Source organism: Pseudomonas sp. R3.Fl (assembly GCF_023516765.1).
In the GTDB taxonomy this organism is placed as follows: domain Bacteria; phylum Pseudomonadota; class Gammaproteobacteria; order Pseudomonadales; family Pseudomonadaceae; genus Pseudomonas; species Pseudomonas citronellolis.
This window is the reverse complement of record NZ_JAMGSO010000001.1, coordinates 1,358,854-1,373,508: the sequence shown is the minus strand read 5'-3', so window position 1 is coordinate 1,373,508 and position 14,655 is coordinate 1,358,854. Positions and strand designations below refer to the sequence as shown.

Sequence of the window (14,655 nt, the reverse complement as noted above, 5' to 3'; positions counted from 1 at the left end):
TGCCGCGGACAGCGCCGTGCCCGCCGACGACGTGTTCGCCCCGATGGTCGTCACCGGCACCTACGCGCCGGTGTCCAGCTTCGACCTGCCGTTCTCCATCGACACCGTGCAGCAGCCGCAGATCGGCGACGGCCAGCTCGGCGTCAACCTCTCCGAGGTGCTGCCGCGGGTGCCCGGCCTGGTGGTGCAGAACCGCCAGAACTACGCCCAGGACCTGCAGATTTCCTCACGCGGCTATGGCGCTCGCTCGGCCTTCGGCATCCGCGGGCTGAAGCTGCTCAGCGACGGCATCCCGGCCAGCACGCCGGATGGCCAGGGCCAGGCGGCGACGCTGAACCTCGACGTGGCCGAGCGCATCGAGGTGCTGCGCGGCCCGGCCTCGACCATTTACGGCAGCAACGCCGGCGGGGTCATCCAGATGTTCAGCCGCGACGGCTCCGGCCCGCCGAAGGTGGGCGCCGAAACCACCTTCGGCAGCGACGGCTTCAACAAGAACCACCTCTACGCCGAGGGCGGCAACGACAAGGCCGGCTTCCTCCTCGACGCCTCGCGCATGGACACCGACGGCTACCGCGACCACAGCGCCGCGCGCCGCGACCAGACCTTCGCCAAGCTCAACTTCAGGCCCGACGACGACAGCCGCCTGGCGCTGATCTACAGCAGCCTGGAGCAGAACAACACCCAGGACCCGCTGGGCCAGACCTGGGACGCCTACAAGCACGACCCGCGCTCGGTGGCGTCGGTGGCCGAGACCTACGACACGCGCAAGAGCATCGACCACCAGCAGGTGGGCATGAACTACGAGCGCTACTTCGGCGACGCCACCCTGCAGTTCAACCTCTACGCCGGGCAGCGCAGCGTCATCCAGTACCTGTCGATCCCCAGGGGCGTGGTCTCCAACACCCAGCGCGGCGGCGGCGTGGTGGACTTCGACCGCGAATTCCACGGCGGCACCCTGCGCTGGATCCAGCCGGTGCATGGGGTGCCCGGCGAACTGACCGTCACCACCGGGGTGGACTACGACCGCAGCCGCGACGACCGCCACGGCTACCAGAACTACAGCGGCGACCTGCTGGGCGTGAAGGGCGAGCTGCGCCGCGACGAGGACGACATCGCCACCAGCCTCGACCCCTACGTGCAGGCGCGCTGGGAGCTGGGCGACTGGACCTTCGACGCCGGCCTGCGCCACAGTACCATGAAGATGGAAGTGGACGACCACTACCTGGCCAACGGCGACTCCAGCGGCTCGAAGAAGTACCAGGAGAACACCCCATCGCTGTCGGTGATGTACGCCTTCACCCCCGAGCTGCACGGCTATGTCAGCGCCGGCAAGGGCTTCGAAACGCCGACCCAGGCCGAGATGGCCTACGCCCCGGGCCTGGTGGAAAGCTTCAACTTCGGCCTCGACCCGGCCACCAGCACCCAGTACGAACTGGGCCTGAAGGCCAAGGTCGGCGGCAACACACGGGTCAATGCGGCGATCTTCGAGATCCGCACCGACGACGAGATCGTCGTCGCCAGTTCCACCGGCGGCCGCACCAGCTACCAGAACGCCGGCAAGACGCTGCGCCGCGGCTTCGAGCTGGGCGTGCAGAGCCAGCTCAACGAGCAATGGGACGCGACCCTCGCCTACACCCGCCTGGAGGCCACCTACGACCAGGACTTCGTCGAGGGCGGCAACCTCATCGAAAAGGGCAACCACCTGCCCGGCGTGCCCGGCAGCAGCCTCTACGGCGAGTTGGTGTGGAAGCCGCGCCAGGACATCAGCATGGGCTTCGAAGGGCAGTACCGCAGCAAGGTCTATGTTGAAGACAGCAACGAGGACAAGCCGGCGCCCAGCTATGCGGTGTTCAACTGGCGCACCCGCTTCGAACAGCGCTACGGCCCCTGGACGTTCCACCAACTGGTGCGCCTGGACAACCTGCTGGACCGCCAGTACGTCGGCTCGGTCATCGTCGGCGACAGCAACGGCCGCTACTACGAGGCCGCCCCGGGGCGCTCCTGGTACGCCGGCGCCGGCCTCGAATACCAGTTCTGAACCCAAGCAGTACCCGCTCACTGAAAGACCGAAGGAGAACACGCATGAGCACTGACGGTGCGTTTGGCAGGTCACGCCTGCTGCCGAGCCTGCTCGGACTATTGTTGCTGCTGATGGGCCTGGCCCTGCTGGCCGGCGGCGTCAAGCTGCTGAGCCTGGGCGGCTCGCTCTACTACCTGGTGGCCGGCGTGGTGCTGGCCGTCACCGGCGTGCTGCTGCTGCTCGGCCGCGTCGCCGCCATCGGCCTGTACGCGCTGTTCCTGCTGGGCAGCACCCTGTGGGCCTGGTACGAAGTGGGTCTGGACTGGTGGCAGCTGGTGCCGCGCCTGGCGCTGTGGTTCGTGCTCGGCATCGTCCTGCTGCTGCCCTGGCTGCGCCGCCCGCTGCTGAGCGCAGGCCCCGCGCCCAAGGCCACCGCGCTGCTGGGCCTGGCCGTGGTGCTGGCCGGCGCCACCGCCATCGCCTCGCAGTTCACCAACCCGGGCCGCATCGAAGGGCGCATCGACCGCGCCAGCGCCGGCGTGCCCAACGCCGCCCCGGCGCAGCCCGAGGGCGACTGGCAGGCCTACGGGCGCACCGCCTTCGGCGACCGCTACTCGCCGCTCACGCAGATCAACCCGGACAACGTCCACCAGCTGAAGCTGGCCTGGACCTTCCGCACCGGCGACCTGCCCGGCCCGAACGACCCGGGCGAGACCACCGCGGAGAACACCCCGCTGAAGGTCAACGGCAAGCTCTACGTGTGCACCCCGCACAGCCAGGTGATCGCCCTGGACCCGGACAGCGGCAAGGAACTCTGGCGCTTCGATCCCAAGCTGAGCACGCAGAACGCGGCCAACTTCAAGGGCTGGGCGCACATGACCTGCCGCGGCGTGGCCTACCATGACGAGGCCGCCTACGCCGCCAAGGCCGCCGACGGCACCCCCGTCGCCAGCCCGGCGCCGGCCGCCGGCAGCTGCCCGAAACGCCTGTTCGTGCCCACCGCCGATACCCGCCTGATCGCCCTCGACGCCGACACCGGCAAGGTCTGCGAAGGCTTCGGCAACAAGGGCGAGATCGACCTGCGCGCCAACATCGGCAGCTTCACCGCCGGCGGCTACTATTCCACCTCGCCGCCGGCCGTGACCCGCGACCTGGTGATCATCGGCGGCCACGTCACCGACAACGTCTCCACCGACGAGCCTTCCGGGGTGATCCGCGCCTACGACGTGCGCGACGGCCACCTGGTGTGGAACTGGGACAGCGGCAACCCGGACGCCACCGCGCCCATCGCCGCCGATAAAACCTATACCCGCAACTCGCCGAACATGTGGTCGGTGGCCAGCGTCGACGAGAAGCTCGGCCTGGTCTACCTGCCCATGGGCAACCAGATGCCCGACCAGTGGGGCGGCAACCGCACTCCCGAGGCGGAGAGGTTCAGCGCCGGCGTCACCGCGCTGGACCTGGCCACCGGCAAGGTGCGCTGGACCCACCAGTTCACCCACCACGACCTGTGGGACATGGACGTCGGCGGCCAGCCGACCCTGGTCGACCTGAAGACCGCCGACGGCATCAAGCCGGCGCTGCTGGCCTCGACCAAGCAGGGCAGCATCTACGTGCTCGACCGCCGCAACGGCGAGGCCATCGTGCCGATCAACGAAACCCCGGTGCCGCAGGGCGCGGTGGAAGGCGACCACACCTCGCCGACGCAGCCGATGTCCGAGCTGAACTTCATGCCCACCACCCTGCGCGAGAAGGACATGTGGGGCGTGACGCCGTTCGACCAGATGCTCTGCCGCCTGGACTTCAGGTCGCTGCGCTACGAGGGCATCTACACCCCGCCGTCGCTGCAGGGCTCGCTGGTGTTCCCGGGCAACTTCGGGGTGTTCGACTGGGGCGGCGTGTCGGTCGACCCGGTGCGCCAGATCATGTTCGTCAACCCCGACTACATGGCCTTCAAGTCCAAGCTGGTGCCCCGCGAGGAAGTCGCCGGCGGCCCGGCCCGCAAGAGCGAGACCGAAGGCGTGCAGCCCAACGCCGGCGCGCCCTACGGCGTGATCATGGCGCCCTTCCTGTCGCCGGTCGGCCTGCCTTGCCAGGCCCCGGCCTGGGGCTATGTGGCGGCGGTGGACCTGACGACCCACAAAGTGATCTGGAAGCACAAGAACGGCACCGTGCGCGACAGCTCGCCGGTCCCGCTGCCGCTGACCATGGGCGTGCCCAGCCTCGGCGGCCCGATCACCACCGCCAGCGGCCTGGGCTTCCTCAGCGGCACCCTGGACCAGTACCTGCGCGCCTACGACCTGCGCGACGGCAAGGTCCTCTGGGAAGGCCGCCTGCCGGCCGGCGCCCAGACCACGCCGATGACCTACACCGGCAAGGACGGCAAGCAGTACGTGCTGGTCATGGCGGGCGGGCATGGCTCCCTGGGCACTCGCCAGGGGGATTACGTGATGGCCTTTGCGTTGCCGGATTGAGGGTGGCGCTGGAATGAAAGAACGCCCGCGGAGTGATCCGCGGGCGTTTTTGTTTGCAGGGTTGGTAGGAGCGAGCTTGCTCGCGAACAGGCTCCCCGGTGACTCCTCTGCGAAGCCAACCTCTGTTCCCTCTCCCCAGCCCTCTCCCTTCAGGGAGAGGGCTGGGGAGAGGGCGCTCTGAAGGCTCACCACCAAAGCCCCCGGCAAGCACCTCACCCCATCACCCGATTACGCCCACCCTCCTTGGCCCGTTACACCGACTCCGCGGCTGAACTCGGCGCGCTCTTCAACGGCGGCTCCGTGCCCGGCAGCGAGCGGGATGTGGCCAAGGCCAAACGGCGGATAACGCGGAGCGTTATCCGCCCTACGCCACGCCCACCATGGACGTAGGGCGTATAACCGTTCGCGGTTATACGCCGCCACACCTTCCTTGCCGGCCGTTCCGAGGTTGAACCTGGCGCGCTCTTCAACGGCGGCGCCTTTGGACGAGCGTTCTGGAATTCTCGCGGAACCTGACTACGCTCAGTTCTTGCACCAAAGCGGTGCCACGATAACGAAAGCAGCAACATCAACCGTGATTGGCCTGAGTGCGATGCTATTCGCTGTGGACCGGTAGCCGCCGGTATCGGGACTCGCCCCCGGGCCTGTAGAGCAAGCGCCGTTCGAGGCGCTCGCCAGGGACTGCGCGCGCATGGCTACGACCGCTCCTGTCCGGGATCAATACCGGGCCCTCGGCTTGTCGACATTGGCGTTCACCCTCTGCTTCGCCGTGTGGACGCTGTTCTCCATCCTCGGCTTGCAGATCAAGGACGAGTTCGGGCTGACCGACACCCAGCTCGGCCTGCTGATGGCCACGCCGGTGCTGACCGGCTCCATCTCGCGGATATTCCTCGGCCTGTGGACCGATCGCTACGGCGGACGCTGGGTGTTCGGCCTGGTGATGCTGGCCTCGGCGCTGTGCGTGTACCTGCTGACCTTCGCCACGGACTTCTACAGCCTGCTGCTGGCGGCCCTGGGCGTGGGCCTGGCCGGCGGCGGCTTCATCGTCGGCACCGCCTACACCTCGGCCTGGTTCGAGCCGGGGCGCCAGGGCACCGCGCTGGGCATCTTCGGCGCCGGCAACGTCGGCGCCGGCATCACCAACTTCGCCGCGCCCTTCCTGCTGCTGGCCCTGGGCTGGCGCGGCGCAGCGCTGGTGTACGCCGTGGTGCTGGCGGTCATGGGCGTGGCCTTCATGCTGCTGGCCAAGTCCGACCCGCAGAGCCAGGCGCGCAAGCAGCAGCCCATTGCCCTGGCGGAGCAGCTGGCGCCGCTGACGGAACTGCGCGTCTGGCGCTTCTCGCTGTACTACTTCTTCGTCTTCGGTGCCTTCGTCGCCCTGGCCCTGTGGCTGCCGCACTACCTGATGCAGGTGTTCGGCGTCAGCCTGGCCAGCGCCGGGGTGATCGCCGCGCTGTACACGGTGCCGGCGTCGCTGTTCCGCATCCTTGGCGGCTGGCTGTCCGACCGCTACGGCGCGCGCCGGGTGATGTACTGGACCCTCGGCGTGTCGGTGCTGTGCACCTTCCTGCTCAGCTACCCGCCGACGCGCTACATCGTCAGCGGCGTGCGCGGGGACCTGGAGTTCTCCCTGCACCTGGGCCTGGCCGGCTTCATCCCGGTCATCGTGGTGCTGGGCTTCTTCATGTCGCTGGGCAAGGCGGCGGTGTTCAAGCACATCCCCAGCTACTACCCGCAGCACGTCGGCGTGGTCGGCGGCCTGGTGGGCATGGTCGGCGGGCTTGGCGGCTTCCTGCTGCCGCTGACCTTCGGCATGCTCAACGACGTCGTCGGCGTCTGGCAGAGCTGCTTCATGCTGCTGTTCCTGATCGCCGCAGGCGCCCTGGCCTGGATGCACTACGCGATCCGCATGGCCGAGCGCGTGGAGTGGGCCGAGCAGCGCGAGGGCCGCGACCTGCCGGAGCTGTCCACCCCCAGCAGCTTCGTGCTGCAGGAGTGGCACCCGGAGGACGCCGCGTTCTGGGAGGCCAAGGGCAAGCGCATCGCCACGCGCAACCTGTGGATCTCCATTCCCAACCTGCTGCTGGCCTTCGCCATCTGGATGGTCTGGTCGGTGGTGGTGGCCAAGCTGCCCCTGGCCGGCTTCGACTACAGCGCCAACCAGCTGTTCTGGCTGGCCGCGCTGCCCGGGCTGTCCGGCGCCACCCTGCGCATTTTCTACAGCTTCATGGTGCCGATCTTCGGTGGCCGGCGCTGGACCGCGCTGTCTACCGCCTCGCTGCTGCTGCCGGCGCTGTGGATCGGCTTCGCCGTGCAGAACCCGAACACGCCCTACCTGATCATGCTGATCCTCGCCCTGCTGTGCGGCCTGGGCGGCGGCAACTTCTCCTCGAGCATGGCCAACATCTCGTTCTTCTTCCCCAGGCAGGCCAAGGGCGGCGCCATGGGGCTGAACGCCGGGCTGGGCAACCTGGGCGTGAGCGTCATGCAGTTCCTGGTGCCGCTGGTGATCACCGCCGGGGTGTTCGGCGCCCTGGGCGGCGAGCCGCAGCGCAGCGCCGGGGGCGCGCCGCTGTGGCTGCAGAACGCCGGCTTCGTCTGGGTGCCGTTCATCGCCGTCGCCGCCTTCGCCGCCTGGTTCGGCATGAACGACATCGCCAGCGCCAAGTCCTCGTTCAAGGACCAGCTGACCATCTTCAAGCGCAAGCACACCTGGCTGATGAGCGTGCTCTACACCGGCACCTTCGGCAGCTTCATCGGCTTCTCCGCCGGCTTCCCGCTGCTGGCCGGGCGCCTGTTCCCGCAGGTCGAGGTGCTCAAGCTGGCCTTCCTCGGCCCGCTGATCGGCGCCCTCAGCCGGGCCTTCTCCGGCTCCCTGGCCGACCGCTTCGGCGGCGGCCGCATCAGCCTCTGGGTGTTCGTCGCCATGGCGGCCTGCGTGTTCGGCGTGCTGTTCTTCATCGGCATCAAGGAGCAGCCGGGGGCCTTCTGGGGCTTCTTCGCCATGTTCCTGCTGCTGTTCTTCTTCTCCGGGGTGGGCAACGCCAGCACCACGCAGATGATCCCGGCGATCTTCCGTGCCCAGGCGCCGCTGCTGAACCCGCAACTGCCGGCGGCCGAGCAGGCGTTGCAGGGCGAGAAGGAGTCCGCCGCCGCGGTGGGCTTCATCTCGGCGGTGGCCGCCTATGGCGGCTTCTTCATCCCGAAATCGTTCGGCAGCTCGTTCGACCTCAGCGGCGGCCCCGAGTGGGCGCTCTACAGCTTCATCGTCTTCTACGCCCTGTGCATCGCCCTGACCTGGTTCTACTACACCCGTCGCGACGCCGAGGTCCGCTGCTAGTCGCCCGGCCCGCGCGCAGGGCGGCTTTTGCCCTGCAAGGAGGACAGACATGAGTTACTTCATCGACCGCCTGCGCTACCTGGTCAAACGCCCGCCGGAATTCGCCGGCGGCCACGGCGAGACCCGCGATGAGAGCCGCGCCTGGGAGGACGGCTACCGCCAGCGCTGGCAGTTCGACAAGATCGCCCGCTCCACCCACGGGGTGAACTGCACCGGCTCGTGCAGCTGGAAGATCTACGTGAAGAACGGCCTGGTGACCTGGGAAACCCAGCAGACCGATTACCCGCGCACCCGCCCGGACCTGCCCAACCACGAGCCGCGCGGCTGCCCGCGCGGGGCCAGCTACTCCTGGTACCTGTACAGCGCCAACCGGCTGAAGTACCCGCTGGTGCGCAAGGCGCTGATCCAGCTGTGGCGCGAGGCGCTGGCCAGCCACGCCGACCCGGTGCAGGCCTGGGCGAGCATCGTCGAAGACCCGCAGAAGACCAGGCAGTACAAGTCCATCCGCGGCCGCGGCGGCTTCGTGCGCAGCGACTGGGATGAGCTGCAGACGCTGGTCGCCGCGGCCAACGTCTACACCATCAAGACCTATGGCCCGGACCGCGTCGCCGGCTTCTCGCCGATCCCGGCCATGTCCATGGTCAGCTACGCCTCGGGCACCCGCTACCTGTCGCTGATCGGCGGGGTATGCCTGAGCTTCTACGACTGGTACTGCGACCTTCCGCCCGCGTCCCCGCAGGTGTGGGGCGAGCAGACCGACGTGCCCGAGTCGGCCGACTGGTACAACTCCGGCTACCTGATCGCCTGGGGCAGCAACGTGCCGCAGACGCGCACCCCCGACGCGCACTTCTTCACCGAGGTGCGCTACAAGGGCACCAAGACCGTGGCCATCACCCCGGACTACGCGGAAATCTCCAAGCTCTGCGACGAGTGGATGAGCGCCAAGCAGGGCACCGACTCGGCCCTGGCCATCGCCATGGGCCAGGTGATCTTCAAGGAATTCCACCTGGAGAACCCGCGGAGCTATTTCACCGACTACGCGCGCCGCTACACCGACCTGCCGATCCTGGTGGAACTGGAACCGCGCGCCGAAGGCGGCCTGGTCCCCGGCAAGCAGCTGCGCGCCGCCGACTTCGCCGGCCAGCTGGCGCAGGCCAACAACCCCGAGTGGAAGACCGTGGCCTGGGACGAGGAGGGCGAGCGCCTGGTGGTGCCGCGCGGCTCCATCGGCTTCCGCTGGGGCGAGTCCGGCCACTGGAACCTGGAACCGGTGGACGCCGAGGGCCGCGAGGTGCGCCTGGCGCTGTCGCTGCTGGGGCGCCACGACGAGGTGGCACGGGTGGCCTTCCCGTACTTCGGCGGCATCGAGCGCAAGCACTTCCCCAACGTGCCCGTGCGCGACGTGCTCTACCACCACGTGCCGGCCAAGCGCCTGCAACTGGCCGACGGCCGCGAGGCGCTGGTGGCCAGCGTGTTCGACCTGATGGCCGCCAACTACGGCATCGACCGCGGCCTGCAGCCCACCGTGGGCGGCGCCGGCGAGGATGACGGCGCCAGCGACTACGGCCAGCTCAAGCCCTACACCCCGGCCTGGCAGCAGGCGATCACCGGGGTGCCGGCGGCGCAGATGATCCGCATCGCCCGCGAGTTCGCCGAGAACGCCGACAAGACCCACGGCCGCTCCATGATCATCGTCGGCGCCGGGATGAACCACTGGTACCACATGGACATGAACTACCGCGGGCTGATCAACATGCTGATCCTCTGCGGCTGCATCGGCCAGAGCGGCGGCGGCTGGTCGCACTACGTCGGCCAGGAGAAGCTGCGCCCGCAGACCGGCTGGACGCCCCTGGCCTTCGCCCTGGACTGGCACCGCCCGCCGCGGCACATGAACGGCACCTCGTTCTTCTACAACCACTCCAGCCAGTGGCGCTACGAGAAGCTGGAGGTGAAGGAACTGCTCTCGCCCCTGGCCCGGCCGCAGGACTTCGGCGGCAGCCTGGTGGACTTCAACGTGCGCGCCGAGCGCATGGGCTGGTTGCCCTCGGCGCCGCAGCTGAGCACCAACCCGCTGCGCCTGGCCGCCGCGGCCCAGGCCGCCGGCAAGAGCACCGCCGACTACGTGGTGGAACAGCTCAGGAGCGGCCAGCTGCGCTTCGCCAGCGAAGATCCGGACAACCCGCAGAACCACCCGCGCAACCTGTTCGTCTGGCGCTCCAACCTGCTGGGCAGCTCGGGTAAGGGCCACGAGTACATGCTCAAGTACCTGCTGGGCACGAAGAACGGCGTGCTCGGCAAGGACCTGGGCGAGGCCGGCAAGCAGAAGCCCGAGGAAGTGCTGTGGAAGGACGAGCCCATCGAGGGCAAGCTCGACCTGCTGGTGACCCTCGACTTCCGCATGTCCACCACCTGCCTGTACTCCGACGTGGTGCTGCCGACCGCCACCTGGTACGAGAAGGACGACCTCAACACCTCGGACATGCACCCCTTCATCCACCCGCTGACCGCCGCCACCGACCCGGCCTGGGAAGCGCGCAGCGACTGGCAGATCTACGACGGCATCGCCCGCGCCTTCTCGCGCCTGTGCGTCGGCCACCTGGGCGAGGAGACGGACCTGGTGACCCTGCCGCTGCAGCACGACAGCCCCGGCGAGCTGGCCCAGCCCGAAGTGCGCGACTGGAAGAAGGGCGAGTGCGAGCCCATACCCGGCAAGACCATGCCCTCGCTGATCGAGGTCAAGCGCAACTACCCGGAAACCTACGAGCGCTTCAGCTCCGTCGGCCCGCTGCTGGACACCCTGGGCAACGGCGGCAAGGGCATCGCCTGGCAGACCCGGGAAGAGGTCGACCTGCTCGGCAAGCTCAACTACCGCAAGCACGAAGGTTCTTCCGTCGGCCGCCCGTGCCTGGCCTCGGCGGTGGATGCAGCGGAGATGATCCTCACCCTGGCCCCGGAAACCAATGGCCAGGTGGCGGTCAAGGCCTGGGCCGCGCTGTCGAAGATCACCGGGCGCGACCACACCCACCTGGCGCGGCCCAAGCAGGAAGAGAAAATCCGCTTCCGCGACCTGGTGGCGCAGCCGCGCAAGATCATCTCCAGCCCCACCTGGTCGGGCCTGGAGGACGAGCACGTGAGCTACAACGCCTGCTACACCAACGTGCATGAGCTGATCCCCTGGCGCACCCTCAGCGGCCGCCAGCAGTTCTACCAGGACCACCCCTGGATGCGCGCCTTCGGCGAGAGCCTGATGGTCTACCGTCCGCCCATCGACACCAAGGCCGCGGCCAGCGTCGCCGAGCCGCGCGGCAACGGCAACCCGGAGATCGCCCTGAACTGGCTGACGCCGCACCAGAAGTGGGGCATCCACTCCACCTACAGCGACAACCTGCTGATGCAGACGCTGTCGCGCGGCGGGCCCATCGTCTGGATCAGCGAGGACGACGCGCGCGCCATCGGCGTGGTCGATAACGACTGGATCGAGCTCTACAACGCCAACGGCGCCATCGCCGCGCGGGCGGTGGTCAGCCAGCGGGTGCGCCCGGGCATGGCGATGATGTACCACGCCCAGGAGCGCATCCTGAACGTGCCCGGCTCCGAAGTGACGGGCACGCGCGGCGGCATCCACAACTCGGTGACGCGGGTGTGTCCCAAGCCGACCCACATGATCGGCGGCTACGCGCAGCTGTCCTACGGCTTCAACTACTACGGCACCGTCGGCTCCAACCGCGACGAGTTCGTCATCGTGCGCAAGATGAAGCGCATCGACTGGCTCGACGGCGAAGGCAACGACTACCAGCAGGAGGCGGTGAAATGAAGATCCGTTCCCAGGTCGGCATGGTCCTCAACCTCGACAAGTGCATCGGCTGCCACACCTGCTCGGTCACCTGCAAGAACGTCTGGACTAGCCGCGAAGGCATCGAGTACGCCTGGTACAACAACGTCGAGACCAAGCCCGGCATCGGCTACCCCAAGGAATGGGAGAACCAGAAGAAATGGAACGGCGGCTGGGTGCGCAATGCCGACGGTTCCATCAATCCGCGCATCGGCGGCAAGTGGCGGGTGCTGGCGAACATCTTCGCCAACCCCGACCTGCCGCAGATCGACGACTACTACGAACCCTTCACCTTCGACTACCAGCACCTGCACAGCGCCGCCCAGGGCGAGCACCAGCCGGTGGCGCGGCCGCGCTCGCTGATCAGCGGGCTGCGCATGGACAAGGTGGAGTGGGGGCCGAACTGGGAAGAACTGCTGGGCACCGAGTTCGCCAAGCGGCGCAAGGACATCAACTTCGAGCAGGTCCAGGCCGACATCTACGGGCAGTTCGAAAACACCTTCATGATGTACCTGCCGCGCCTGTGCGAGCACTGCCTGAACCCGGCGTGCGTGGCCTCGTGCCCCAGCGGCGCCATCTACAAGCGCGAGGAAGACGGCATCGTCCTGATCGACCAGGACAAGTGCCGCGGCTGGCGCATGTGCATCAGCGGCTGCCCGTACAAGAAGATCTACTACAACTGGAAGAGCGGCAAATCCGAGAAGTGCATCTTCTGCTACCCGCGCATCGAGACCGGCCAGCCGACGGTGTGCTCGGAGACCTGCGTGGGCCGCATCCGCTACCTCGGCGTGCTGCTCTACGATGCCGATCGCATCGAGGAAGTGGCCGCCTCGGCCGATGACCGCGACCTCTACCACCGCCAGTGCGAAATCTTCCTCGACCCCCACGACCCGCAAGTGATCGAGCAGGCGCGCAAGGACGGCGTGCCCGACAGCGTCATCGCCGCGGCCCAGGCCTCGCCCGTGTACAAGCTGGCCATCGACTGGCAGCTGGCGCTGCCGCTGCACCCGGAATACCGCACGCTGCCGATGGTCTGGTATGTGCCGCCGCTGTCGCCCATCCAGTCCGCCGCCGAGGCCGGCCACGTGGAATTCGACGGCGTGCTGCCGAAGATCGAATCGCTGCGCATCCCCGTGCGCTACCTGGCCAACATGCTCACCGCCGGCGAAGAGGCGCCGGTGGTGCTGGCCCTCAAGCGGCTGATGGCCATGCGCGTGTACATGCGCGCCAAGCATGTGGACGGCACCCTCGACAGCGAAGTGCTGCAGCAGGTCGGCCTGAGCCAGCGCCAGGTGGAAGAGATGTACCGCTACCTGGCCATCGCCAACTACGAGGACCGCTTCGTCATCCCCACCGGCCACCGCGAGGCCCTGCCCGACGCCTACGCCGAGCGCAGCGGCTGCGGCTTCAGCTTCGGCAACGGCTGCCACGGCGGCAACAGCGAGGTCAGCCTGTTCGGCGGCAGCAAGCAGACCACCACCCTGGTCAAGCCGGTGCAGACCTTCGACCCGGTCGAGGACAGCCGCCATGGATGAGCGCCAGCCCCAGGGCCTGCTGAGCCTGCGCGTGCTGGCCCGGCTGCTCGACTACCCCTGCGCCGAGCTGCAGGCGGCGGCCGGCGAACTGGCCGCCATCCTCGACGACGAGATGCGCCTGCCCGAGCCCCTGCGCAAGCGCCTGGGCCAGTGGTGCCAACGCCTGGCGCAGAGCGACCTGCTGGACCTGCAGGAAGCCTACGTCGAACTCTTCGACCGCGGCCGCTCGGTCTCGCTGCTGCTGTTCGAGCACGTCCACGGCGAATCCCGCGACCGCGGCCAGGCCATGGTCGACCTGCTGGCCGAGTACGAGGCCGCCGGCTTCCAGCTCGACGCCCGCGAGTTGCCCGACCACCTGCCGCTGTTCCTCGAATACCTCTCCACCCGCAGCCACGCCGAGATCGGCCAGTGGCTGGGCGACATCCAGCACATCCTCGCGCTGCTCGCCGCGCGCCTGGAAGAGCGCGGCGCCGACCACGCGCTGGTGCCCCACGCGCTGCTGGCGCTGATCGGCCGCAGCGAGCTGATCCAGCAGCAGCGCCCGGCGGTCGAGGGGGAAGCGCCGGATCACACCCCGCAGGCCCTGGACGCGGTGTGGGAAGAGGAAATCGTCCGCTTCAACGCCGAGACCGACCAGGACTGCAGCCTGCAGTCCGCCGAGGGCCGGCGCCTGGCCGAGCGCAAGTACCAGGCGGTGCCTCAGGTCGTCCAGGTCCTGCCCGCCACCCCGTCCCCCCTGGCGGACGGCCAATGAACGGAGGCTCACCATGTTAGAAGACTACGTTCTGCACCTGCTCTACGGTTACTACCCCTACCTGGCCGGCACCGTGTTCCTGCTCGGCAGCCTGCTGCGTTACGACTACGGCCAGTACACCTGGAAGACCGGCTCCAGCCAGCTGCTCTCCAGCCGCCACATGCGTCTGGCCAGCAACCTGTTCCACATCGGCATCCTGGCGATCTTCTTCGGCCACCTGGTCGGCCTGCTGACGCCGCACTGGGTCTACGAGCCGTTCCTCTCCGCCGGCCACAAGCAGCTCATGGCCATCCTCTTCGGCGGCGCGGCCGGGGTGCTCTGCGTGATCGGCGGCGGCATGCTGCTCTGGCGCCGGTTGTTCAACCCCAGGGTGCGCGCCTCGTCCAGCTTCATGGACAACCTGATCATCGCCCTGCTGCTGTTGCAGGCGAGCCTGGGGCTGATCACCATCTTCTTCTCGCTGCACCACCTGGACGGCGAAATGATGCTGGCCCTGGCCGGCTGGGCGCAGTCCATCGTGTTCTTCCGCGGTGATGCGGCCAGCTTCCTGATCGGTACGCCGCTGATCTTCAAGATCCACATCTTCATCGGCCTGACCATCATCCTGCTGTTCCCCTTCACACGCCTGGTGCACGTCTGGAGCATCCCCCTGGGCTACTTCGGGCGTAACTACCAGATCGTCCGCCGGCGCGGCTGAGGA

Annotated in this window: 7 protein-coding genes; all 7 read left to right on the top strand. The window is 68.2% G+C overall.

Going from position 1 to position 14,655, the window contains the following annotated elements:
- The first annotated feature begins 43 nt into the window (after positions 1-43).
- Entirely contained in the window at positions 44-2,038 is a 1,995-nt protein-coding gene (locus M8R19_RS05630; protein ID WP_502943058.1) for a TonB-dependent receptor family protein, read from the top strand.
- A 44-nt stretch (positions 2,039-2,082) separates the two neighbouring features.
- The gene (locus M8R19_RS05625) at positions 2,083-4,494 is read left to right on the top strand and encodes a glucose/quinate/shikimate family membrane-bound PQQ-dependent dehydrogenase (RefSeq protein ID WP_249917264.1); all 2,412 of its coding nucleotides are present in this window, start codon (positions 2,083-2,085) and stop codon (positions 4,492-4,494) included.
- 691 nt (positions 4,495-5,185) lie between these two features.
- The gene (locus M8R19_RS05620) at positions 5,186-7,834 is read left to right on the top strand and encodes a nitrate/nitrite transporter (protein WP_249917263.1); all 2,649 of its coding nucleotides are present in this window, start codon (positions 5,186-5,188) and stop codon (positions 7,832-7,834) included.
- Positions 7,835-7,883: 49 nt separating this feature from the next.
- Positions 7,884-11,648 (top strand): nitrate reductase subunit alpha, encoded by a 3,765-nt coding sequence (locus M8R19_RS05615; RefSeq protein ID WP_249917262.1) that lies wholly within the window; start codon positions 7,884-7,886, stop codon positions 11,646-11,648.
- Complete coding sequence (gene narH, locus M8R19_RS05610) at positions 11,645-13,201, top strand: nitrate reductase subunit beta (RefSeq protein ID WP_249917261.1); 1,557 nt, start codon at positions 11,645-11,647, stop codon at positions 13,199-13,201. Before M8R19_RS05615 ends, narH begins: the two co-directional genes overlap by 4 nt.
- A complete protein-coding gene (gene narJ, locus M8R19_RS05605) occupies positions 13,194-13,955 on the top strand; it encodes a nitrate reductase molybdenum cofactor assembly chaperone (RefSeq protein WP_249917260.1) in 762 nt (253 codons plus the stop codon). Before narH ends, narJ begins: the two co-directional genes overlap by 8 nt.
- 13 nt (positions 13,956-13,968) lie before the next feature.
- Complete coding sequence (narI, locus tag M8R19_RS05600; protein WP_249917259.1) at positions 13,969-14,652, top strand: respiratory nitrate reductase subunit gamma; 684 nt, start codon at positions 13,969-13,971, stop codon at positions 14,650-14,652.
- The last annotated feature ends 3 nt before the right edge of the window (positions 14,653-14,655 follow it).